This is a genomic window from Micromonospora rubida (assembly GCF_009908295.1).
Lineage (GTDB): Bacteria > Actinomycetota > Actinomycetes > Mycobacteriales > Micromonosporaceae > Micromonospora > Micromonospora rubida.
On sequence record NZ_JAAALO010000001.1, the window covers coordinates 732786 to 757458 of the forward strand.

Here is a 24673-nt window from a genome sequence, read left to right on the forward strand (position 1 = left end):
CCCTGCGGCTCCACGGCTCGACCACGCGCGGGGTGGAGGCGTGCAGCCGGCACGCGCCACCTGAAGGGGCACGGCCCACCCCACGCGCATGGAGGTCCTTCCCGATGGACCGGGACCGATTCTCCTCCCCGCGCCCGTGGCGAGGAACCCGCCGGTCAGGCTCGGCGGTGCGCGACCAGGACGGCGTCGTGGATGGTGATCTCGCGTCCCTCGGGGTCGACCGCCGCGCGTGGGCGGGCCTCGGCGGCCAGCACCTGCCACGTGGCCGGGTCGAGCGAGGACGCGACCTCCTCGCCGGTGAACATCATCTCCGGGAAGTGCATCCGGCGGGCGGTGGTTCGCAGGTCCGACGGGTGATGGCCGACGATCAGCAGGGTGCCGCCGGGGGCCACCGCGGCGGCCAGCCGGGCGAACAGCTCCCGCCGCGCCTCGCCCGGCAGGTGCATGAACTGCGCCGACACCAGGTCGTACGCGCCCTCGGCGGGCGGCTGGTCGCGCAGGTCCGCGTGCGTCCACTCGATGCGGCCCGCGACCGCCGGACCAGCGGTGGCGGCGTGGGCGGCGGCCCGCTCCAGGGCGGTGGTGGAGATGTCGACCGCCGTGACCCGCCAGCCCCGTTCGGCCAGCCAGAGCGCGTCGGCGCCCTCGCCGCAGCCGACATCGAGCGCCCGGCCCGGGGGCAGCCCGGTGGCGTCCGCGACGAGCTGCGGGTTCGGGCGACCGCTCCACACCGCCGCGCGGGCTCGGTAACGCTCCTCCCAGGCGGCCTCCTCGAACATCGTGTCCGCCTGGTGCCGGTAGGCGGCCACGGCGTCACGGGTCTCCTCGGCGACGAGGTCGGCGTTGATCGCCGCGCCGGCGGCCAGACCCGCCGCGGCGGCCGTGATCACCTGGGCGCGTACGTCGGCCACGTTGCCCGCCACCCACACGCCGGGCACGGCGGTGGCCCCGGTCGGGTCGGCGGAGACCTGGCTGCCGATCACCTGCCCACCGAACTCCACGTCGACCGGCGTCAGGCCGAGCGACTCCAGCACCTCCGCGCGGGCGGTGAACCGCGGCGCCACGACCAGCGCGTCGAGCGCGACCACCTCGCCCGAGGCCAGCCGTACCCCGGTCAGCGTGTCGCCGGCCACCTCCAGCCCCGCGACCGGGCCGTCCACGACGGTGATCCCGCGCGCCGCGAGCCGCTCGGTCTCCTCGGCGCCGGGCGTCGTGCCGTGCAGCAGCAGCATCACGTGCGGGCTCCACTGCCGCCACAGGTCCGCCTGGTGCGCGGCCATCGGGCCAGTGGCCAGGACGCCGAGGCGCCGGTCCCGGACCTCCCACCCGTGGCAGTACGGGCAGTGCAGCACGTCGCGCCCCCACCGCTCGGCCACCCCCGGCACGTCGGGCAGCTCGTCCACGAGCCCGGTCGTCACCAGCAGCCGCCGCGCCCGCACGCCGCGCCCGCCGTCCAGCGTCACGACGAACCCGGCACCGTCCCGCGACGCGGTCTCGGCCCGACCGGCGACGACCTCGCCGCCGTACCGGGTCACCTCGGCACGCCCGGCCGCCACCAGGTCGGCCGGCGGCGTGCCTTCCCGGGTCAGATAGTTGTGCACGTGGCCGGCCGGCGCGTTGCGCGGCTGTCCGGCGTCCACCACCAGCACCGACCGTCGCGCCCGCGCCAGCGCCAGCGCCCCACTCAGCCCGGCTGCGCCCCCACCGACCACCACCACGTCGTACGTCTCGTCCGTCATGTGCGTCCCTCCGCTCGTTAGGGACAACCGTTCCGCGGGCCCCGCCGATCCGACAAGTAAATTTGCCGTTCTGGCAAACGACGAGACCACGGCGAAGTGACCGTCCACGGGACAGCGGGAACGGGTACGGCGGTCCCGGGTGACCGCCGTACCCGTTCCGAGGGTCAGTAGGCGACCTTGACCTGCATCTGCCGCCAGGTCTGCGGGCCGACGACCCCGTCGACCGTGATCCCGCGCATCCCCTGGTACCAGCGCACGCCGGCCTCGGTCCGCGCGTCGAAGGCGCCGGTCGCCCGGCCGCACCGCCGCTCCCCCACGAACCGCTGGACGAAGGCCACGTCGTCGCCGTTCGTCCCCCGGCGCAGGGTGCGCGAGCCGGGTGCCCGCCCGGCCGGCGTCGGCGCGGGCGGCCTGGTCGCCTCGCGCAGGGCGGCGACCGTCCACGGACCGACGACGCCGTCCACCGCCAGCTTCCGGGACTGCTGGAAGGTACGCACCCATGCCTCGGTGGCGGCCCCGAAGTCCCCGTCGACGGCCAGCCTGGCACCCAGCCGACCCGCGACGGTCTGCAACTCGCGTACGTCGCTGCCCCGGCTGCCGCGCCGCAACACCCGGTCACCGAGCTTCGGCACCGGCGCGGTGACGATCCCCCAGCTCCGGTCGCTCCGCTCCGCCGACGGGGTGTGGCCGACGCTGACGTGCAGGTGCTTGTCGTGCGGGTTGCTGCCGGTGTACCGGGCCGGGGCGAAGCCCCGCGTCCGGCTCCAGATCGTCCGGTCGAAGATCACGTACTGGGTGGACGGGTGCGCGATGCACTTGCGGATCACCAGCGGCGGGTCGATGCCGTCCCGGTCGACGTCGAGCGCGTTGACCGAGCGGTCGTCCGCGTCCGGGTTGTGGTCGGAGGTGCCGGCCTGGTGGGCGGCGTCACCGATCCAGCCGTCCGAGGCGCGGTCCCGGTGCGGCCAGCGCCGGTCGATCTCGTCGCGCAACAGCCGCAGCGTCGGCGCCAGGTGGAACGCCACGAGCCCGGCTGGCTCCGGCGACGGCTCCTCCTCGGCGGCGAAGAGGTCGTACTCGACCGCCTCCCCGATCCGGCCTCCCGGATCGTCGTCCTCCGGGGTCCGGTCGACGTCGACCTGATCGATCACCGCGTCCACCTCGTGCTCCTCTCTGCTGATCGCCGGTGGGGGTGTCACGCGGCGGTGGGGGTCGCCGGCGCCGGATCGGGCGTCGGATCGGTGCCGGCCGGGGCAGGCCGGACGGTGTGCGGCGCCGCGGCGGGAATCTCGGCCACCAACGGGTCGAGGTCCGCGCGGATCGCCGAGACCTGCCAGTAGAAGGCGTGCGACGCCTTGGACCCGTCGACGGTGCGGACCCGGAACTCGCCGGCCACGACCCGCGACGCCGCCAGCGGTGACACCGGCTCGTCGTCGTCGAAGACCGGGGTGAGCTGGACGGTGCGGCCCTCCAGCCGGGTCAGCGCCTCGAAGTACTCGGGCAGGTCGACGGTGGCGGCCCCGTCGACGAGCCGCCCCTCACCCCGGTAGTAGACGCCGTTCTCGGGGCCCTCCAACGCGGCGTGCACCAGCAACCGGCGGTCCGGATCAGCCGGGTCGTCGAGCGGGTGGTCGATGACGAACTGCTTGGTCCGGCCCACGATCTTGCCGGTGGCGGCCTCCAACGAGATCGGGTACGGGCCGCCGGCCGGCCCCGCGTACATCGCCCCGGAGACGAACAGGTCGAAGGTGCTGACGCCCCCGCCGCTCCAGTCGGGAATCGAGTTCGGGCTCGTCTTCACCCCGAGTCGGCCGTTGACCTGAAGATCACCGCCGATCAGACCCCGCTTCTCCACCCACAGGCAGCCCGCGTCCGGCTCGGAGCTGCCGCCGTGCCCGATGTACACGCCCTGGGTGTTGAGCAGGTACAGCCGCTCCGGGCCGGTCAGGTGCAGCCGGCCGGCCCCGAGGAGATATCCCGACGCGGGGAGGTGGACGTTCCCGCCCACCCCGAGCGCCCCCTGCACGGTCAGGTCCCCGCTGGCGCCGGCCTCCTTGACCACGAAAAGCCCGGCACCGGCCCTGACCGCCACCTGGCCGTCGCTGAGCAGGTTCAGCCCGCCGCGTCCGCGCACCCGGGCGGCCCGCAGTTCCTGCACCTCCAGGTCCGCGTACGGGCGGCTGTGCAGGGGGTAGCCCAACGAGGGGGTGTCCGTGCTGCGGTCGACCAGTTCGAAGCCTCGGCCGGCCCGGAAGGAGAACTGCCCGTGCTGGACGCCGGGCCCCCAGAAGCCGAGGCCGGCGGCCACCTGGTCGGCCGGCACGGCGGTGCCGTCGAGGCTGCCCAGGTGCAGCATGCTCTGGCTGATCCGCAGCCGGTCCGCGCCGGCCTGGTGGAAGGTGATCGCGTCGTCGGGGTCGTTGTTGTTGCCGATCCGCAGGACGGTGTTCTCGCCGGCCGCCGCCCAGTAGCGGATGAACGCCTCGTCGCCGGCCCCACCCCCGGCGTTGGCGGGAAACTGGATGCCGGCCTGCGGCGAGTTGCCGACGGACGGCACGAGCGCCCCGACCGGCACCCGCAGGCCGGCGACCAGCCGGCCGGTGCTCTGCACGGTCACCACGCCCTGGCTGCGGACCACCCGGCCGAGCACGATCGCGCGCTGTGGGTCGGCCGGCGGTGCGGTGGTCAGCTCCACCCGGCCCTCCTCGGTCCACCGGGTCTCGGCGGCCACCCCGCCCTCGTCGCGCCGGTCGGTCAGCGTCTCGAGGTAGCGCAGGGTGACGTGGAACGTGCCGTCGCCGGGCGGGCTCACCCGGCGGCTCGCCGGCACCACGATGAGCAGCCCGTCGGCGTCGACGGCCGCGCCCTCGGCGACCGTGACGTCGCCCCCGGTCGCGCTGAGCTCCAGCCCGCTGACCACCCCGACCGGCTGCCGCAGCCGGGCGGTGAGGTGCTGGCGGGACAGCAGGTAGTCCACCGCCTGGGCCAGGTCGGCGGCCCGCAGGTACTGGTGGTCGTAGTACCGGGGCCGGGCCATCGGCAGCGGCACGTCGTTCTTCCAGTTGATCGTCATCGGTTTCTCCGCGCGGTTTCGGGATCGGTGGATACGGGCGGGGCGGCAGGGCTCATCGGGGCTCCACGGCGTCGTAGCGCAAGCCGCTGGAGACGGCGCCGCCGGTGGGGTGCCGGGAGCGGCCGAGCCACAGGTGCACCGAGCCGTCCACGCCACGGGCCAACTGCCACCGGCGCAGCACCCGGACCCCGGCTCGGCCGATCTCCTCCTCGGGGACGGCCAGTTCGACCACCCCGGTGCCGCCGGGGCCGGGCCGCCAGTCGAGCACCCGGCTGTGCCCGAGCACCGGGACCGGCGGCCCGTCGCGGGTCGGCTGCTGGATCGGCACCCGCCGCAACCGCACCGCCGTCGGGTCGCCGGCCGGCGCGGTGGGCACGAGCGGCACCCAGTTCTCCGGCACGGTGGTGGCGAACGCGTAGGACAGCTCGGGCACGACCACCGGGCGTCCGGTCGCCGGGTCGACCGGCGGCGGGTCGGGCACCGGCGGGCGGGCCGGTACGGCGGACCGGGCGACCTGCGCGCTCCGGTCGATCGCCCGGCCGGTCGCGCCGGTCACCGTACGCTCGATCGCCCAGACCAGGTTCGCCATCTCGTCCCGGCCGAACCGGACCTCCTCGACCGGCTCGGAGTCCACAGTGGCGGCCGCCGTCGCGGGCAGGACGAGCACGTCGGCGGGCCCGTCGGTGACGGCGCCGGACGGCCGGAACAACGCCCAGCCCCGCCCGCCGGGGGCGGCCGGCACCAGGGTCCGGGTGCCGAACGTGTCCGTGACGATCAGCGACCTGATCCGGGTGGCCGAGCCGACCGGCAGCTCCAGCGGGACGATGAAGTGGTCGTTGGCGTAGACCAGGCCGTACTCGAGCAGGAACATCCTGGCCAGGTCACCGGCGCCCGCCCCGACCTGGCCCAGGTTGATCCGGGAGTCCTCCATCTCCCAGAACCGGGTGGCCGGCATCCCGGCGTAGCCGACCGGGGTGGGCAGGGTGATCCGGACCAGTTCCTGGCTGGCCGGTTGCGCCTGCAGGGTGTCGACCGGCGCGTGGTCGAAGTGGTACCAGTCCAGCCGGTCACCGTCGTACTCCCGGGCGGTCAGCACCAGCTCGCCGGCCGATCCGGCGGCGCCGACGGCGAACTCGTACTCCATCCGCTCCCGCTGCCAGGCGGCGCCCTCCAACCCGGCCGCGCTGATCAGCGGGTGGAAGTCGGCCGGCGGCCACGGTGGCGTCGCCGGCCGGGGGTCGACCCCCGGCGCGATGACCGCCGGCAGCTGCAACAGGTACCCACCGGGCGGGCCGGGCGGGCGGGGCGGCACCCCGAGCCAGGCCAGCCAGCCCGTGATCGCGGTACGCAGCGCGCCGGCCAGCGCCGGCGGCACCGGCAGGTCGTCCTCGACCGTCCCGGCCGCGCAGGCGCGCAGCAGCAGGTCGCCGTGCGGCACCCGGCCGGCGACCACCCGCAGGTAGCCGACCGTGCCCGCGTCGGCCGCCGACGGGGCGTCCGGGGGCACCGCGGGGATCCGGTAGCGGTCGGCGACCGCCGGGCCCAGCTCGCCGCCGCCGGCCTCGGCCAGCAGCCGCAGGAACTGCTGGCCGGTCTCCGCCGAGAGGCGCAGGTCGTCGGCGGTGGCCGCGCCCTCCCGCTCGACGAGCGCCTCCAGCGGGATGCCGGCCGGCAGCCCGATGGTGCTGCCCGAGGCGGCTCCCGGGCGGTACCGGGTGAACGGGGTCACCTCGGCGTGCACCCGGGCGACCACCGGCGAGCCGGCGTCCTCGCCGGTGAACTCGCCGAGCTGCCACTGCCGGGCGAGCAGCCACAGCGGGTCGGCGGTACGCGCCTCCAGAGCCGGGCTCAGGTCGCCGCGCCGGGTACGCGGCTCCAGCCGGGTCCAGGTGGTCACCGACCCCGGCGGATCCTGCGGCGTGGTCGGCCCGGCGGCCGGCGGCCCGCCCGGCGCCACCTGGTTGTCGTGCACGAGGTGGCTCATCGGCCCTCCTGCTCACCCGGCGCGACGGGTGCCGCGTCCGGTACGAAGTCGGTGGTGGTCGCCGCCTCGGCGACGTTGGTCGGCAGGTAGAACGCGGGCAGGTACTGCCCGCCGGCACCGAGCGAGTCGAGGTCGGTGACCCGGGCGACGGCCAGGTCGAGGGTCTCCTCGACGGCCTGGGCGAGCCCCGCCGGCTGCCAGGTCGCGGCGCCGTCGGCGCTGACCGCCAGCAGCACCGCCTGGCCGGCGGCGGCGGCCGGCGCGTCGTACTCGAAGGTCAGCCCGGTCCGCGTCGTGGCCGCCGGCACCACCTCGGTCCACTCGTCGACGAGCAGGCCGTGCACCGGCCGGGTGAGGTCGAGGTCGCCGAGGCTGACCAGGACCAGCGAGGTCGGCTGGCTGCCCGGCGGCGGCGCGGCCTCACCCGCCCACCGGTCGCCGGCCTGGTACGGCAGCTGGGCGACCCGGACCCGCGTCGGCACCCGCACCGTCCCGCCCGCGCCGAGCGCGTCGGCGTAGGTCAGCACCTCCTGCAACCGGCCCACCGCCGGGCGGACCCGCCCGTAGCGGGCCAGCCAGCGCCGTACCGGGTGGGGCGAGCCGCCCTGCAGGGCGTCGCTGGCGGCGAGCGCGGTGGTCAGCGCGACCGGGTCGGGGGCCCGGCTGGCCGACAGCACCGGCATGTCGGCGCCGAGCAGCGCCCGGATCCGGGCGACGTGCAGCTCCCGCCGGTCCGCCGGCGGCGCGGTCGGGTCGTCGAAGTCGGTCTCCGGGTCGCAGACGCAGCCGCCCACCGGGCACGGGGTGCGTCCGCGCGCCTCGGCCACCAGCCGGCAGTGCGCGGCGACCCGGCGGGCCAGCTCGTCCCCGGCGGACCGGGCGGCCTCCGCTGCGGTGGCGGCGGCGCCGGTCCCCGGCAGCGGCGGGAGCACCCCGACGATCCCGAAGCCGGCGGCCGTCCGCAGCAGGGTGCGCACGGTGGTCTCGTTCCAGCCCGGGTCGCCCGGGCTGCCGGCGGCGCGCAGCCCTGTGGCGGTGTCGAGGGCGAGCTGCCACAGCTCGGTGGCCTGGCTCCGGGTGGCGTCGTCGACCTGGACCGGCGCGTCGGAGTCGGTGCCCAGGTCGGCGGCGAGCAGTTGCCGGCCCCGGCCGAACAGGTCGCGCAGCGCCGCGACCGCGGCGAGGAACTCGGCCAGGCTGACCCGGGAGGCCGGCCAGCCGGGCGCCCGGTCGTAGTCCAGCTCCAACCGCCACTCGGGGGTCACCTGGGGCGGCGCGAGGCTGCTCCAGGCGACCATTTCGATCCGTCGGTCCAGGTCGGTGCCGGCCGGGGCCCCCGGATGCGGCGGCGCGGCGAGGTGGTCCACCGCCGCCACCTGGAGGCGGTCCAGGCTGCCCTCGACGTGGTCGGTGACGCCGCCGTCCGGCGCGTGCCAGCGCGCCCGCCAGCACACCCGGTTCGCGGGCGGCAGCAGCGCGGCGGTCAGCGCGTCGGCCGCGGCGCCGATGACCCGGGGCTGCTCGGAGCGGCCGGCCGGCCAGTCGGAGCGCCGGTCGGCGAACCGGGCGTCGAGGTTGAACAGCAGGGCGACCCGGTGGGTGACGCTCACCCCGCCGGCCGGGGTGCGGGTGAAGTGCAGCTCGGGCGGGCTGCCGGCCGCGCCGGAGGCGACGTCCACCGCCGCGGCGGCGCGGTCCATGTCGCCCACGGCGAGCTGGTGCACGCCCTCGGCCAGCAGGGCGTCGGCCACCGCGTCGGCGTGGTCGGCCAGCTCGGCGAGCACCTCACCGACGGCGATCCGGGCGCCGCCGGGCAGCTTCGCCAGCTCGGTGGCGAGCGCGCCGGCCCGGTGCAGCCGGTGCAGCTCCAACCCGTCGGCGACGGCGGTGGACGCGACCGTGCCGACGATGTCCGGCGGGCCGTCCCCGTTCGGGTCGACCCGGTGCGCACGGACCGGGGCCAGCCGGCGGAACAGCGGGATGTACTGGTCGAGCGGGCCGCCCGGGTGATCGTGCAGGCCGCGCTCGAAGCGGTAGCCGAGCAGTTCGCCCAGCGCCTGCCCGTCGCGCATGCCGGCGAGGATCTGCCCGGCCAGCCGGACCCGGCGCGAGGAGAGGTCGACCGCGACGGGGTTGTCGTCGCCGCCGCCGTGCGAGCGCCACGCGCTGCGCAGCACCGCGGCGGTGACCGCCTGCGCCGGCGACGGGGCGTGCACATGGCCGGCGTCGGCCGGGGCCGCCACGAGCTGCGGGGGCGCGGCGGTGTCCGGTACGTGCGCGGGCCGGTCGACGAGCGTGGGCGGCGGCGCCGGGTGCAGGTCGGTGAGCCAGCCGTACGCGCCGACGTGCACCCCGTCGGGCGTCCCGGCCGGCCGGGTGGCGGCCAGCCGGTCCAGCCGGGTGCTGGCCAGCGAGGTGATCCAGGCGTCCAGCCGGTGGGCGGTGAGCCCGAGCGTCCCGGCGACGTACCGGTCCAGGTCGTCCGGGTCGAGAGCGGCCGGGTCGTCCCCGGTGGGGGCCAGCCCGGTCGCCAGGTCGGCCAGCGCGTCGCGGAGTTCGCGCAGGTCGGCGGTTGCCAGCCGGTGCCGGGTGTCGTCGTCCCCGGCTGCGGCGGCGAGGTACTCGCCCACGCTCCTGCCGCCGGTGCCGGGCACGGTGACCGCCAGCCGTCGGCGCAGCGTCGGGGTGACCTCGCCCGGCCGGATGTCGACCAGTTCCGGCTCGGGGATCTCGGCGGCGGCCGGCAGCCCGGCGGCCTCGGCGAGCAGGTCGGCGGCGGCCGAGTGTTCGGCGATCAGCGCCGCCCGCAGCAGCCGGTGGAACAGCGGCACCGGCCCCGCCGAGGCGGGTGCCGCCGGGATCTGGTCGCCGCGCAGGCCCACGGCGGCGAGCGCGTCGAGGTAGGCGCGGATCCGGTCGGCGCGGTCCTGACCGGGCGCGGCCACCAGCGGGGTGCCCAGCGCGAACGCGTTCTTGGCGAAGACCGCCAGGGACAACCGGGGGTCGACCGGCCCGCCCAGGCCGAGCGCGGCCAGCAGCGCCCGGCCGGGTTCGACGACCTGCTGCCGCCAGCCCGGGCCGAGGTCGAGCCGGGCGAAGCGCCACAGCCAGCTCACGTACTCGTTGCCGAGCATGCTGCGGGCCCGGACCTCCAGCACCCGGGCGTCGGTGGCCAGGATCTCCACCATGGTCTGCTCGGGGTCGGCCAGCCCCGGCCGGATCCGGGGCGCCGGGGCGGCCAGCCAGACCTGCTGCCAGAGGTTTCGCAGCACGGTGACTGCGCGTGCCTCGGCGGGGCTGGCCGGCTGCCAGCCGCGCAGCGCCGCCACCGGCAGCAGTCCGTAGGGCTGCGCGCCGATCCGCAGGGTGGGCAGCGGCCCCTCCGGGTGCAGGTGCTCGACGAAGTGGGCGCGCAGCTTCCGCTGCTCGGCCGGGGTGGCCACCGGCAGCAGGTGCCGCAGCATGCTGCCCGGCCCGGCCGGCCAGAGGGCCCGGCGGACCAGCCGGGCCAGCCGGCGTTCGTCCCGGTCGGCCGAGGCGGCGCGGGCCAGCGCGGTCGGCGCGTCGGGGCGTACCGCCCGGCGCCGGACGGTCGCCAGGTCCTCGACGGCCGGCGGGGGCGGTGCGCCCACAGTCGGGGTCGACCCGGCCGGTACGCCACTGAGCGGTGCGGCGCTGAGCGGCACGGCCAGGGCCCGGCCGGCCAGGGCGGCGGCGTTCTCGACCTGCGGGCCGGTGCCGCCGGGTACCACGTCCGTGCCGGTGACCGGGGCGACCGGGGGGCGCTCGGTCACGGTGACCGTCTCGGTGTTGTTGGTCGGGGTGCCCGGCGGCAGGAAGGCCAGCCCGTCGGTGGCGGCGTGGGCCTCCAGCAGCCGGTTCAGCCGCGCCGCGGAGATGTCCGGCGCGGTGTCGGCGTCGACGCCGAAGACCAGCAGGCGGTCCACGGGCTGGGGCCGGCCGGCGCCGTCGGTGGGCACGTCGACGGCGAAGGCCATTCCGGCGGCCACGGCGGCCGGGTAGTCGACCATCCAGCGCATGCCCTCGTCGACCGGGGGCGACTCGGCGGCGCCCGCCCCGATCGGGGTCCCGGTCGCCGGGCCGCCGGTCGGCACCGGGGTCGGCCCGGCGGCCAGGTCCCGGGCGACCGGCCCGGAGACGCCGGTGAACAGCGTGTTGCCGGTCGTGCGGCCCACCGCGTACCAGCGGGTCGGCAGCAGCCGGACCCGGGCCGGTTCGCACCACGGCGCCGGCCGGCGCAGCGGGTCGGGCAACTCGCCGGTGGCCGGGTCGGGCTCCATCACCCGGGCGATCCAGCCGGCCCGGGTCGCCCCGAACCGCCGGACCAGCTCGGTCCAGGCCTCCGCGCCGGGCGGGGTCCGCAGCGGCCCGTCGGGGGGGCCGGCGGGGCCGGTCGACGCCAGCGGTGCCGGCGGGGCCGGGTCGCCGTCGGCGGGCGGGCCGAGCCAGTACGCCCGGCCGGCCGCCACCTCGTCGTCGGTCATTCGGGGCTCGTGGCCGTCGATGTGGATCTGGTCGGGGTAGACCCTGATCCGCAGGGTGGCGCCGGCGAACCGGGTCTCCAGCCGGACCGGCAGCAGCGCCACCGGGTACCCGGTGGACAGCGTCCACGGGGTGCCGGTGAGCGCGTCGGACAGCGGCGGTGGGGCGGCCGGGGCGGCGGAGGTGGTGCCGGCGGAGCGGCGGGGGATGACGGTCATGGTTGGGTCTCCGGCGTGAGCAGCAGGTCACTGGCGTGGCGGGCGAGCATGACGGGCCGTTGCAGCGCCACCCGGGCCATGTCGGCGGCGTTGCGGCCGAACACCGCGCCGTCCACCGGCGTGGCCGGGAAGCCCGGCGCGTACGGGGAGAGGAACCGCGCTCCCGAGGGCAGGTCGCCCCAGTGCAGGTCGTCCCAGTGCTGACCGGCCCAGACCGGGGCGCCGGGCGGGTCCGCCGCCGGCCAGCCGTCCGGCTCGGCGTCCAAGCCGAACCGGGGCGCGGTGGGCTGCTCCCGCAGGACGAAGAAGTAGCCGGGATCGCCGTGCGCCTCGTCGGTCGCGCCGCGGGCCTGGTCGGCGGTGTACGGGAAGCCGAACAGCAGCAGGTCCGGGGAGAGCCAGGCGTTGAAGATCGGCGGCAGGTCCACCCCGGTCGGCTCCCGCCGCTGCGGCCCGGTCCAGCGGGCGCGGCGCATGGTGACCACGGCGGACGGGAAGCGGCGCAGCACCTCGCCCCGGATGACCAGGACCAGCGACTGCTCGTCGGGGCCGCCGACCGCGGTCAGGTGGCTGCCGAGCGGGCCGGTGAGCCAGGCCGCGTCGGTCAGCGGTGGCATGTCGGTCAGCGGAGCGCCGGCCGACGCCGCGCCCCGGACGTCCCAGAACTGCCGGAACCAGGTCTGCCGGGGGTCGGCGGGGAATCCCCGCCACAGCATCTCCCGGCTCATCTCGTGGTTGAGCCCGACCAGGAACGCCTCGATGAACCGGGGATTGGCGGCCAGCGCGGTCATCGTCTCCGGCGCCACCGCCGGCAGGTTCGGCACCACGTGCTCCTGGGACAGCCCGCGCAGCAGCTCGTAGCTGGGCACGTCGAAGGTGATCCCGGCGAGCAGCCGGCGCAGCGGGTCGCTGGTGGCCGGCAGCGCGTCGGCCAGGAGTTCACCGCCGACGCTCAGCCCGGCCAGCACCTCGCCGGCGACCGCGGTCTCCGGGCGGAGCGTGGCACGCACCGCGCCGGCCGCCGGGCCGAGCGGCAGCGGCAGCGGCTTCACGTCGACGGCCAACGCCTGGGCCGGGGCCAGCCGGTCCTGGTGGTTCGCGGCGGCGGCCATGAACCGGTCGCCCATCGTGGCGCGGGCGGCCACCAGGTCGGCCCGCAGGTCGGCGACGAGCAGGCCGCACCCGCGCCCGGTCGACGCGTCCGCCGCCCCGGGGATGTCCTGCGGCGGGCTCCAGATCACCGGCACGCCGGCCGGGTCCAGGTCGAAGCCGACCCTGGTGGTGAGCACGCCGACCCGGGAGCGGTGCGCCACCACCAGGTCGGGCCGGCGGGTACCGCTGACGTCGACGACCGCGACCCCCGCGGCGACGCCGGCCGCCACCTCCGCCTCGCCGTCGACCGGCAAGGGGCTGGTCCACCCGGCGTCGGCGATCCGGCCACGCCGGTTGACGCCCCGGCCGGTGAAGTACCGGGCCACCTTCTGCCCGGAGGTGTTCTCGCCGGCCACGAAGACCAGCAGGTCCGGCGTCTGGTCGCCGGTCATGTCGACCACGTCGACGCTGACCGAGCGGATCGCCCGGAAGGTGTGCGGGGTGGGCAGCGAGTCGGTCCAGCCCCGGGTGACCCGGCCGGCCGCGTCCAGCCCCCAGCCGACCCGGTAGTACACCCGGTTCGCGGCGGCGTCGGGGCCGTCGATGGCGTAGCCGACGACGAGTTCGGGTGACCCGTCGCCGTCCAGGTCGGCGACGGTGACGTCGAGCGCGCCGGCGTACCCGCCGACCGGGTCGGGCAGGTCGTACGGGCCGGCCCAGCCGCCGGTGGCGGTGCCGCCGGCGTCGATCCCGCTGCCCACCCAGTAGGCCAGTCGCCGGGTGCCGGGCACGGCGCCGGCCAGGACCGCCACCGCGAACAGCTGCGCCGGCCGGCCGCCGGTGAGCGGCGCGGCGGTGACGGCGGTGGCCACCGCGGGCACGCCGGTGAACGGGCCGGCCGCCACCGCGGTGAGGGTGTTCTCCCGCAGCGCGCCGTCCTCGCCCAGGTGGTGGGCGGCCTGCGAGCGGATCCGGCTGCCGGCCCCCTCGTCGGCCGTGTACGACACCAGCAGCGAGGAGAGCAGGCCGACCCGGGGCGCGAAGCGGACGTGGGCCGGGGCCGGGGCGGTGTCCGGGCCGGCGCCCCGGGGGTCGGCCGGGGTGCCGTGGTCGACCCAACCGCCGCCCCGGTCGCCCCAGGAGTACGCGGCCAGCCGCCCGTCGGCGGTCCGGACGAAGACCTCGCCGTCGCGCTCGTCACCGGTGACCGGGCCGGGCCGGTGCGCCGCGATCCCGTTGGCCGGCCGGCCGATCTCCTCCCAGTACCAGGAGTAGACCCCGGTCTCGTCGTTGCGCCACTGGTAGCGGCCGTACAGCCGCAGGTCGGCCGGGTCGGCGTCGGGGTGGGCCAGGACGAGCAGCTCCGGCTCCTCGTCGTGGCCGCTGGTGACGGTCTGCTGGCCCAGCGAGACGATCCGCAGGTTCTGCGGCAGCGGTGGGCGGAAGGAGACCCGGCCGTGGTTGAGGATCCCGCCCCAGCCGGGCACCCGGGTGACCAGTTCGCCGGTCGGGGTGAGGTAGCCGAAGCCGTCGGCCCGGGGATGGCTGAAGGCGTGGTAGGCCGCCGGGGAGCCCCAGATCGGCGGCGGTTGGCCGGGACCGTCGGCGATCAGGCTCCACTGCCCGTCGTGGACGAACAGCCGCTGGGCGGTGGTGGCCACGAACACGCCGGCCGGGGTGGGGCGCGGCGAGCCCCACAACCGCTCGCCGGTGGCGAGCTGTGGGCGCCCCAGCGACGCCCAGGTCCGGGCCACGGTGCCGAAGCGGTACAGGTCACCGCTCGGGCCGAGCATGAAGACGTCGGTGCCGCGGGCGGTGGGCCGGCTTGCCGTGCCGCCGGGCGGGCTGCCGCAGTCCGTCCACACCCACCGGTCGCCGTCGTACCGGCGCTCGTAGAGCCGGCTGTCGCGGGTGCGCACGTACACCCGGTCGGGGGCCACGGTGGCGCCGGAGGTGACGACCTGGGTGCCGGCCGGGGCGCCGTGGTCCCGCCAGGTCCAGCCGCCGTCGAGCCGGCGGCGTTCGAACAGCCGGCCGTCGGCGGCGGCGACGAAGAACCGGTCCGGGCCGAGCAGGTCGCCGCCGTTGCTGGCCAGCGTGGTGACCGGATCGTCCGCTGCGGCCGGGGCCCAGGCCGCAGCGGCCGGGGTGGCGGCGGTGTGCCACCACGGGTTCCGGCCGGCAGCCTCGATCGCGGCCCGGGTCAGCCGGGCGATGCCCTGCCCGGGCGGGACCAGGGTGTCGAAGACGATGCCGCCGGCCGGGATCCGGGCCGGCGGCACCGGGCTCGCGCCGCCGGCCAGCCTCAGCAGCGCCGACGACGACGGCGCGGCGGGGCGCAGCCGGCGGGCCAGCGGGCCGCGCGGGCGGGCCAACCGGCGAAACGGCGCGCTGGTGGCCGCCCGGGCGCCGGCGTTGCGGTCGAACAGCTCGTCCAACGACTCGACCGGGGCGGCGCCGGCACCGGCGAGCCCGGTCGCGGCCGGGGCCGCTACCAGGTCGTGCACCGGCCGGGCCAGCGCGACGAGCTGGTCGTCACCGAGGGCGGTCCCCGGCGCGGCCGGGTCCACCCGCTTGGCGAACAGGGCGGCGGCGCTGTCCCGGGCGGCCTGCCCGCGCAGCAGCTGCTCGTTGATCTCGCGCAGCTCGGCGGCCCGCTGCCAGGCGGCGGCGGCCAGGTCCTCCTGGTGTTTCTGGATCACCCGGGTGCCCAGCGCCGCCGCCGCCCGGTAGCGCGGGTCGAGGTTCAGCCCGGCCAGCCACCTCGGCTCGCTCCCCGGTGGCGGCACCTGCCCCTGCCGGGTGTGGATCTCGCCGTACAGCGGTGGGGTGAGCCAGTCCTCGACGTGCGCCAGCAGCTCGGTCATCCGGGCCTGCCAGGGCCCGGCGGCAGCCGGCTGCCAGACGGTGGGGGTCATCGCGGGCGAGGCGAGCGCGCCCTCGAAGGCCAGCACGGAGCGGCCCTCCACGCCGGCGGGCTCAAGGTCCGGCAGCCCGCCGCCGGCGGCGCCGATGTCCACCGGCTGCCGGCCGACGTCCGCCGGCAGGGCCCGGCCGCGCAGCCGCCGGGCCAGCGACTCGAAGTCGCCGTCCGGGCCGGTGCGGAAGGTCCAGTGGTGGTAGACCGGAAGGACGATCGGGGCCTGCGGATCGGCCGCCGGGGAGCCGGGGCCCCAGGCCGGCACCAGTGGGCCGCCGTCGAGCGGCAGGCCCAGCCCGGCGCGCACGCCGGCGTCGAAGGCCGGCACGACGGCGGCCAGGTAGTCGGTGTCCGGGTCCAGCCGCCGGGGGCAGACCAGCCGGGACAGGGTGCGCTCCGGCGCGTCGGCGATGACGGCGGCGACGTCCTCGTTCTCCGTGACGACCAGCACCTGGGCGTGCGCCCAGGCCCAGGACTCGGCGAGGTCGGGCAGCTGCCCGACGGTGGTGCTCAGCCGGGCCAGCGGTTGCCCCGCCGACGTCTCCAGCCGGTCCTGCGGGCCCACCGGGACGACGACGAGCACCAGCCAGGGCCGCAGCCGGCCCTGCGGGTCGGGCTTCGCGGGGGTGTACAGCCAGGGCAGGTCGGGCCGGTCGAACTCGACCGCCGCGAACAGCGTCCCGTCGACGTTGTCCGCGCCCGCCGCCGGGTGGCTGCGGATGATCTGCTGGCCGTCGAGGCCGGTCACGTCACCAGGGCCGTGCAGCAGCGCGGTGGTGGTGCCGACGACGTCCACCGGGTCGACCCCGGCGGGGCCGGTGCCGTGCGCGGTCACCGAGAGCGTCACCTCGGACCGGGTGGCCGGCAGCGGCCCGGCGAGCGGGTCGGGTTCGGAGACGAGCCGGGCGACGCCGTCGCGTACCCAGGGCAGGAAGCGGAGGCCACCCATGTCAGGACACCTTCTCGGGTTCGGGCAGGACGATGGTCGGTTCGGGCACGTGGACGCCGGCCCGGCGGATCAGCCGGCCCCGGTCGCCCCCGGGGGCCACCTCGGCGGCCTGGGTAGCGGTGGGCAGGGCGGTCGCCGTGGGGCGTACCCGGGCGGGGGCCTGGCGGGCCCGCCGGCCGGCCGGGTGCGGGGCGCCCCGGCCGGCCAGCCAGGACGGTCCGGCGTCGCGCAGGCCGAGGCCGGCGCCGGTGAACCGGGCCGCCCCGCTCGTGCGGGTGCGGGCGTTGGCGGCCGGGCCGGTGGCGGCGAACAGGGCCAGCAGCCCGCCCGGTACGACGTCGGCGGCCGACAGCGGGTGCGCCGCCGCCGGCATCTCCCGGCCGGCGTCGTCCGGGTCGTCGATGATCACCCGGTCGTAGGCGCCGTCGCCGTCGAGCCCGGCGAACACGGTGCTGCCGTCCACCGGCAGGGCGGTGCCGTCCGGCAGGGCCACCTCGCGGCCGGCCTCCAGCCGTTCGAAGCCGGGGGTGAGCACCCGCTGCTCGGGGGTCAGGTCGCGGAACTGGCCGGGGGCGAAGTCGTCGAGGATCGGCGCGCCGAGGGTGCCGCGAACCGTGTCGTCGCCGGTGCCGGCGCTGACCTCGGTGAGGGTGAACCGGTTCGGGCCACGGAGGCGGGAGGTGCCGATCCGCTGCAACTCGACGCCGAGGGGAAGGACGTTCTGGCGTACGCCGAGGGCGGCCCCCGGGGAGAGCAGCAGCGCTCCCCCGGTGTCCTCGACCGCCCGCAGGGCCACCGGTTCCGTCCCGATGGCGGCGGCCCGGATCTCCCAGGCGTCCGGGGTGGACAGCGCCGGCTGGAGCAGGTCCGCGGCGTTCACGTACGTGGGTTCGGGCTGGTCGTTCCGCTTCCCGTCGGTCCAGTCGAGCTTCGCCGACACCTCCCACCACAGGAACTTGATGCGCGCCTCGCCCCAGGCCCGCCAGGGGCCGGGGCCGCTCACCCCGATGAACAGCCGGACGACCAGCAGCTCCGTGCCGTCGTAGGTCAGGGCGACGTACGCGCCGATCTCGGCGGTGAACCAGAACGGCTTGAACTGGAACAGCACGTCCAGCCAGGCCCGGCCGTCGAGGACGAACCCGGCCGCCTCGAAGTGCATCAGCAGTTCGGCGCCGAACTGGGCGGTGTTGCTGGTGACCGCCAGGTACGCGTTGAGCTTGATCCCCTTGCCCAGCTTCAGCAGCTTGATCTCGAACCGCTTGAGCGACGGGAAGCCGGCCGGCGGGCAGAACCTCGGGTGGAACCCGCCGATCGACAGGGCGAACGACTTGTCCCCGCCCCACCGGGCCCGCAGGGCCATCTCGCCGGAGACCGGCTGGCCGAACAGGTTGGAGTCGATCAGGGCCGCGTCGAGGCTGATCTCCTTGCCGGCGACGTCGACGATGCCGGCCGAGTCCATCCGGAGCCGGCCGGCCGGCTGGAAGTCGATGACCAGCTTGCCGAGCAGCAGCACCCGGACCGGGTCGGGGAACTCGACCAGCACGGCCAGGTCCGCGACGATCTGCCCGGAGAGGAAGTTCAGCCGGACCATCGCGCCGAGCACGGTGCCGGTGGGGTCGACCGGGAAGATCCGGCTCAGCGTGGCGATCACCGCCGGGGCGCGGCCCACCGGGTCCTCGGGGAACAGCAGCGAGTCCAGGGTCCCGGCGCGGGCGGCGTTGCGGACCTCCTCGGGGTTGCTGCGCCGGTTGTGCCCGACCACCAGGCCCAGGCCGGTGATCGAGATGCCCCAGAACAGCATCAGCCCCGGGTACCACTGGAAGGTGCCGACGACCAGCATCGAGAAGGTGTGCTCGCCGTCGGCCTCGGCCAGTCGGCTGCCGTCCGGGTTGCGGGTGTTGAGGATCGCGGTGGCCTGGAGCACGAAGCCCCGCATCGGCGACAGCCCGTCCTTGGCGGCGATGCCGAGCTGGAGCGCCCCGGCGTACATGCCGCGCGGCTCGTCGACGAACAGGTAGCCGCCGCCGCTGACGAAGCCGTTGTCGATCCGCAGCCCCACCCCGTCCGGGGCCTTGAAGCGGGGCACCAGGTCGGCGCCGCCGAGGTTGCCGGTGCCGGCCGGCAACGCGGGCGGGAAGGTCAGGTCGGCGCGGATGCCGATGTTCTCCACGACCGCGTGCAGCGGACCGATCTCGGCCCGGACGGTGGTGGTGACCGTCAGGCCGACGCTGGCGGTGTGCGTGCTGGCCGCGAGCGCGACCCGCAGCCCTTCCAGGTGTACGCCGCCCAGCGAGAGGTGCATCGGGTAGTCGGCGGTCAGCGCGGCGGCTCCGGACAGGTGCAGGCCGGTCCGCAGCGACCAGCCGAGGCCGAGGTCGAAGCCGAACCGCAGGCCGTCGGCCGGCAGCAGCCGGGCCAGCAGCCCGTCGCCGTCGCCGGCCTTGATCACCAGTTCGGCGCGGCCGGCGGCGAGCATCAGCTCGATGTCGTCGCGGCCGGTGCCGAGTGCCGCCCGGCCGCGCAGCACGAGCTGCCCGATGGCCAGGTGGGTGCCGTCGGGCGCGCCGATGACCCAGCCGGGCTCGCCCTTGGGCGCGATCCGGGCGACCTCGGCGGAGAACTTCACCGCCGGTCCGCCGCCGGCGACCGTCACGCCGGCCGAGTTGATCGCGATGGCCGGCCCGGCCCCGGCCAGGTCGGTGGCGACGTTCCAGCGACCGAGCGCGCCTTCGAGGTGCGTCTCGCCGGTGGGGGCGACGATCCCGGTGAGCAGGCCGTCCCAGCAGGCCAGGGCGAGGGTGACGCCGAGGTGGAGCTGGGCGTCCAGGCCGGCGTCGGTGTCGGCGTGCAGCGCGCCGTGGATGTCGGACGGGACGGGACGCGGTCCCGGCCGGCCGGCGAGCGCGGCCTGCTCCCCGGCGCCGGGTGGCCCCGCGACGGCGAACCGGATCCGGAGCAGCCCGTCGGCCAGCCGCAGCCCGGCCTCGCCCTGGTCGGGGCCGACGCCCGGCCGCACCCCGTGCGCGGCGTCCACCCCGAACGCGCGCAGCGTCGCGGCCAGCCGGGGCAGCAGCCGCGCGGCCAGCTCCTCGACGGCCTCCGGGGTGTCCCAGCCGGCGGGCGCGTAGAGGTCCTTGAGATATCCGCCGGGGTCGGTGACCAGCTCGACGAGCCGCTCCAGGTGCAGCTCGTCGCGGTGGCGGGGCAGCCGGATCGGCGCGTCGCCGGCCGGCATCGGCGGGCTCGCCGGCAGCTCGGCGCCGGGGGTGACCAGGCCGAGCAGGGTCAGCAGCGGCACCGTCCAGGGTGCCCGGCGCAGCAGGTAGGTGAGGATCAGGTGGTCGACCAGGTCGTCGGCCAGCGCCTCGGGCAGGCCGTCCACCGGGGGCAGCTTCCCGCGCAGGGTCGGGGGCAGCGTGCCGACCTGCCCGAACGCGGTGCCGGCCGCGGTGGCGATCTTCTTGAGCTCGGCCAGCGAGTCGGGCAGGCCGTCGGTGATCGCCGCGTCCAGCGTGTCGACCGCCGTTCCGACGGTGCCGACCCACGTCTCGAAGGTGTGCGCGTCGACTCCGCTGATCGCCTCCAGGTCCCAGCCCAGCGCCCGCATCAGCCGGGCCCGCCGCCACGGGTCGTACGCGCCGAGCACGGGCTCGGCCAGGGTGCGGAGTTCGCCCCAGAGCAGGGCGAGGACGTTCCGGTTCCGCTCGACGTCGTCGCTCATGCGTCCGGGTCTCCTTCACTGCGGTGGTGGTCATGACGCCGGGGGCTCATCCGGTCACCCGGAACAGTTCGCCGGTGTCCAGCCGCAGCGAGCCACGCCGCGGCGACAGCGTCCGGTCGGCCGTCGGCAGCGCGGCGACCGGGAGCTGGTACGGGGTGCCGCCCGGCCAGGTCGGCCAGGCCCGCACCGCGGCCAGGGCGGCGGGCAGCTCGGCGTCGGCCGTGGCCCCGGCGACCTGGCCGATCGCGGTGATCAGGGCGGTCTCGTGGGCGTCGGTCCAGCCGGTGGGCGGGCCGGTGAAGTTTGGCCCGAGGGTCCGGGCCACGGTCAGCACGGTGCGCAGCTCGGTGGCGGCGCGAGGCACGGTCCGCTGCTCGGGCGGCTCGCCGGCGACCGGCGGCCCGAGGGCGACGAGGTGGTGGGCGCGGTACGCCTGCCAGCAGGCGAGCTGGGCCACCGCCCGTTCCGAGGTGAACAGGTCACCGACCCGGGCCCGGCGGGGATTGCCGTCCGGGCCGGGCACGTCCGGCACCGTCACCGGGGCCGCGCCGGGCGGGTCCCACGCGGTGCTGAGCAGGTCGTGCAGGCCCTGGCGGGCGAAGCGCCAGATGCTGTGCCGGACTCCCGGCTGGGTTCGCAGGCCCGTCGTGAAGCGGTGCACCCAGTGCCAGCCGCGCAGGTCGAGCAGCTCGACGACGTTCTCGATCGGCGTGCCCGCGCCGCCGGTGTGGTCGCTCATCGCGGGTCGGGCCCGGCTGACCCGCAGCTCGGGGTGGAGCAAAGCGCCGCCGTCGACGCCCCAGCCGGGCGTCGCGGACAGCCCGGCCAGCCCGCCCATGGCCTCGTACGCGTCGCGGTCGGTGGCGCGCAGCGCGGCCAGCCAGGCCCAGAGCTGGCCGGGCTCGGTGCGCCAGTCCGGCCGGGGCGGCAGGGTCACCGGCGTCGTGCGCGGCCCGTCCGCCGGCCAGCCGAACGGGCCGATCCGCAGCACCCCCGCGTCGGTGCCGTCCAGCACGTCGAACCAGCCGCCGGTGGAGCCGGGCCGGGTGTTCTCGGCGGCCGCCCGCAGCACCTTGAAGGTGGACAGCCGGCGGCGGGCCGGGTCGGCCGTCGCGGGGTCGGCGCTGCCGGCGGCGGCGACCAGCGCGGCCAGCGACGGCCCGCCGGCCTGCCCCTCCCCCGGCGGGATCAGCGCCTCGGGGAGCAGTTCGACCGCCGGCTCGACCAGCGGGCCGGCCCACTGCGGCGCGGCGGGCCGGCTGCTCCAGCCGCCCAGCGGGATCAGCTCGGGGTGGTTGGCCGGCGCCGGCCCGGCGCCGGCCGGGCGGCCGGTCACCACCCGCGAGTAGAGCCGCTGGTCGGCCGGGTGGGCGGTGTCGGCCTGCCAGACGTTCCCGGCGGCGAGTTGTTGCGGGCTGCCGCCAGCGACCTGCCACGCCTCCACCACCACCGGGCAGCGCCAGCGCTTGTCCAGCCAGTGCCGGACGGCGAGCTGGGTGGCCAGGTCGGCCACGCCGGTGACCGGTCCGGGATAGCGCTCGGCCTCCGGCACGTCGACCGGCGCCAACCGGTCGGAGTACCGGGCGGCGGTGGCCCCGGCGGGTTCGTGGGCGACCCGGGCCGCGCGAGCGTACGTCTGGAACTCGCGCACCGCCCAGTAGGTCGTCGAGTCGAACTCGCCGGGGTTGCGCGCCGGCCCGAACCCCAGCGTGGCCAGGTCGGCCTGCAACCGGGTGACCCACCGGTCGGTGACGAGGGTGGCCGGCCGGTCGGCGCCGTCGTAGTGCGCCTTCCCCCCGGAGCGGGCGTCGTGGTCGTCGGGGCGCAGCACGTAGCCGTACGGCGGGTCGGCCAGCAGCGAGCAGCCGTACGACAGGTCGATGGTGTATTTGGTCAGCGCGGCGGCCCGGTTCTCCGAGGGCAGATGCCACCAGAGGCGCTGGGTGGCCGACTTGCCCTCGCCCGCCGGCCAGTCGAAGGTGATCTCGCCGAGGTTGTTGTGGCCGACGATCTCCTTGCCGTTGCCCCACTTGCCGAGGTACCCGTCGAGGTTGCGGGCGGCGGCCAGGTACTGCGCCAGCGCCTGGTCGCGGGGCAGGCCGGTCGGGTCGAGCACGCCCTCCGGGGCACCGTCCCGCCGGACCGTCGGGTCGGCCTCGTCGTGGTGGGCGAACTGCACCTGGATGCTCCACTCCGGTGGACGGCTGAGCAGCTTCAGCCGGTCGTAGTCGCTGACCGCGGGCCGGCCGGACACCCACCATCCGGAGACGGCGTCGGCGGCCACGCTGACCTGGACACCGGCCTGGAAGCGCCGGCCCTGCCGCTGCTCGTCCTCGTTGGCCCAGCCGACCAGGTCGATCCGGCCGAGGGTGTCCAGCAGCGGCACGTACCCGACGTCGTGCAGCATGCGGGTCAGGAACACCTCGTTGCGCAGCGCGCTGGAGACGAAGCCGGCGATCACGCCCTCGGTGCGGTTCACCCCCTGGAAGGGGTGGGCCGGGTCGGGGCCGCAGGCGTACGGCAGCGTCGCGGAGTAGCGGATCCGCTCGGCCGAGCCGAAGTGGATGTCGCCGCCGAGCATGACGATCCGTCGGCGCCGGATGCCGTCGGGGCCGGGCGGGGCGGCGGAGAGCAGCCGGCCGAGGAACTTGTGGGTGGCCGCGTCGCTGGTGATCCACGCGTCCTCGGCGTCGGCGTCGTACCGGCCGGCGAGGGCCTTCATGGCGGGCTGGGCCACCTGTTCGAGCAGCGGCATGCCGAACACGGCGACCGGTTGCGCCAGTACGGTGACCGACTCGTCGTCCAGCACCCCACCGCCGCTGATCATCTCGTTGAGCGGGTGGTCGGCGAGCAGCAGCCCGCCGGGGTGTTCGGCGCCGGCCGGGAACTCCCGCCAGGTGCGGGTGTCCAGGGCGACGAGCTGGTAGCGCGGCCAGGTGACCGTGAAGTGGTAGGTGAGCGCGCCGGCCGGGCGGACCGGCCGACCGTCGGTTCCGACCGCGGTGGGCAGGCCGAGGCGTTCCCGCAGCCGCAGGTCGTCCGCCGCTCCCGGGGCGGCCAGCCAGCCGCTCAGCGCGGCCAGCAGATCCCGGCCCGGCTCGCCGGCCGCCCCCTGCTCGGCGAACCGGGCCGGCGTGTTGCCCCAGGCCTGGAAGACCGCGTACGCGGCCATCGCGTTGCGCACGACGCGCCGGCCCAGCTCCGAGGTGATCACGGCACCGGTGACGAACTCCCGGGTCATGTTCCAGTCGTCGGTGACCTCGTGGTCGTCGGCGACCATGTACGTGGGCACGTTGGCCAGCAGCCGGCGCACGGCGGCCAGCCCGCGCTGGAAGTTCATCAGCCGGATGGTCTGCTCCCGCCACCGCAGGTAGCGGTGGATGATCTTCTGCTGCTGGCTGCTGGCGTCGTAGGCGCGACCGACCAGCAGCCGGTCGTAGACGGTGTCGCCGGGCCCGCCGCCCTGCGGGTCGCGCAGGATCCGGGTGTCGGCCGGGAAGACGTGCTCGAACCTCGGGTACGTCGCCGGCCAGAGCTGGTCCGACCAGGTCAGCAGGTACATGCAGGCGTACTCGCGCAGCGACATCAGGTGGCTGTGGGCCTCGCCGGAGGTGAACTTCGCGTCCCGGGCCAGGGTCACCGCCCGGTTGCCGGGGGTGAACAGCCGGTCGGCGGGCGGGCTGGTGGAGCCGTCGGGGAGCAGCTCCGGCGGCAGGCCCAGGGCGGCCCCGATGCCGGGCAGGGCCGGGACGGCCGGCTGCCCGTCGCGGGCGGGGACCGCGTCGTGCCCGTGCACCATGGCCAGCAGGACGTCGGCGACGTCGTCGGCGTAGATCTGGTCGCCGCCGAGCACCAGCTGGTGCGGGCGGACCGTCGGGTCCACGCCGGCCGCCGCGATGATCGGGTCCAGCACGGCCAGCGCGTCGTGGCCCTCGCCGTGCGGCTTGCGGCACGACCCGTGGAAGATCCGGAGCCGCCCGGGGTCCGCCGGGGGTGTCACGAAGCTGGGGTACTCGGGCGCACCGCCCTTGTTCAGCGGGTCACCGGCGTAGCTGAGCAGCGATCGGGCGGCGGTCCTGTCGGCGGCCACCGCCCCCGGGGCCAGCAGGCTCGGCCAGCCGCCGGTGGAGCCCGGGAAGGACAGGTCGTAGCCGTAGAGCCGGCCCTGCTGGAGGCCCCCGACGGCCTGGACGGTGGCCACGTACAGGTTGCCGCCGAGCCGGACCGCGGCCCGGCTGCCCGTCGCCACCGTGGCGCCCGGGGCGAAGTCCGGGCCGGGGCCCACCTCGAACACGGTGAGGGCGACGGTGCAGGCGGACCGGACGGCGACGAAGACCGCCACGCTGCCCGGGTCGACCCGGCGCACGATCGGCCCACAGACAACGTGGGGTGGTCCGCCCGGAGCGTCCATCGTCGAGGTTCCTTTCGCAGTTCCAACGGGCCGATCGGCCGGGTGGGTCGGTGCACCGCGCGG

Annotated in this window: 8 protein-coding genes; all 8 read right to left on the reverse strand. The window is 76.6% G+C overall.

Annotated elements, in window-relative coordinates; genetic code table 11:
* Positions 1-155: 155 nt before the first annotated feature.
* Complete coding sequence (locus GVV04_RS03105) at positions 156-1739, reverse strand: bifunctional NAD(P)/FAD-dependent oxidoreductase/class I SAM-dependent methyltransferase (protein ID WP_161684187.1); 1584 nt, start codon at positions 1737-1739, stop codon at positions 156-158.
* A gap of 164 nt (positions 1740-1903) precedes the next feature.
* The gene (locus GVV04_RS34260) at positions 1904-2899 is read right to left on the reverse strand and encodes a peptidoglycan-binding domain-containing protein (RefSeq protein ID WP_161684188.1); all 996 of its coding nucleotides are present in this window, start codon (positions 2897-2899) and stop codon (positions 1904-1906) included.
* Between the two features lie 35 nt (positions 2900-2934).
* The gene (locus GVV04_RS03115) at positions 2935-4812 is read right to left on the reverse strand and encodes a hypothetical protein (protein ID WP_161684189.1); all 1878 of its coding nucleotides are present in this window, start codon (positions 4810-4812) and stop codon (positions 2935-2937) included.
* A 52-nt stretch (positions 4813-4864) separates the two neighbouring features.
* Positions 4865-6796: a hypothetical protein gene (locus GVV04_RS03120; RefSeq protein ID WP_161684190.1), complete on the reverse strand. Its 1932-nt coding sequence runs from the start codon at positions 6794-6796 to the stop codon at positions 4865-4867.
* Entirely contained in the window at positions 6793-11517 is a 4725-nt protein-coding gene (locus tag GVV04_RS03125) for a hypothetical protein (protein WP_161684191.1), read from the reverse strand. Before GVV04_RS03125 ends, GVV04_RS03120 begins: the two co-directional genes overlap by 4 nt.
* Positions 11514-16478 carry an FG-GAP repeat domain-containing protein gene (locus GVV04_RS03130; protein WP_161684193.1) on the reverse strand — a complete coding sequence of 1655 codons (4965 nt, stop codon included), beginning with the start codon at positions 16476-16478 and terminating at the stop codon, positions 11514-11516. The genes GVV04_RS03125 and GVV04_RS03130 overlap by 4 nt, the downstream gene beginning before the upstream one ends.
* Position 16479: 1 nt before the next feature.
* Positions 16480-20199: a DUF6603 domain-containing protein gene (locus GVV04_RS03135; protein WP_161684195.1), complete on the reverse strand. Its 3720-nt coding sequence runs from the start codon at positions 20197-20199 to the stop codon at positions 16480-16482.
* Between the two features lie 46 nt (positions 20200-20245).
* Complete coding sequence (locus tag GVV04_RS03140) at positions 20246-24610, reverse strand: hypothetical protein (protein ID WP_161684197.1); 4365 nt, start codon at positions 24608-24610, stop codon at positions 20246-20248.
* Between the last annotated feature and the right edge of the window lie 63 nt (positions 24611-24673).

What these genes read in the sequence shown, in the direction of transcription:
- GVV04_RS03135 (WP_161684195.1), bottom strand. Translation starts at nt 20,199, where the DNA reads ATGAGCGACGACGTCGAGCGGAACCGGAACGTCCTCGCCCTGCTCTGG.
- GVV04_RS03140 (WP_161684197.1), bottom strand. Translation starts at nt 24,610, where the DNA reads ATGGACGCTCCGGGCGGACCACCCCACGTTGTCTGTGGGCCGATCGTG.
- GVV04_RS03115 (WP_161684189.1), bottom strand. Translation starts at nt 4,812, where the DNA reads ATGACGATCAACTGGAAGAACGACGTGCCGCTGCCGATGGCCCGGCCC.
- GVV04_RS03130 (WP_161684193.1), bottom strand. Translation starts at nt 16,478, where the DNA reads ATGGGTGGCCTCCGCTTCCTGCCCTGGGTACGCGACGGCGTCGCCCGG.
- GVV04_RS03120 (WP_161684190.1), bottom strand. Translation starts at nt 6,796, where the DNA reads ATGAGCCACCTCGTGCACGACAACCAGGTGGCGCCGGGCGGGCCGCCG.
- GVV04_RS03125 (WP_161684191.1), bottom strand. Translation starts at nt 11,517, where the DNA reads ATGACCGTCATCCCCCGCCGCTCCGCCGGCACCACCTCCGCCGCCCCG.
- GVV04_RS03105 (WP_161684187.1), bottom strand. Translation starts at nt 1,739, where the DNA reads ATGACGGACGAGACGTACGACGTGGTGGTGGTCGGTGGGGGCGCAGCC.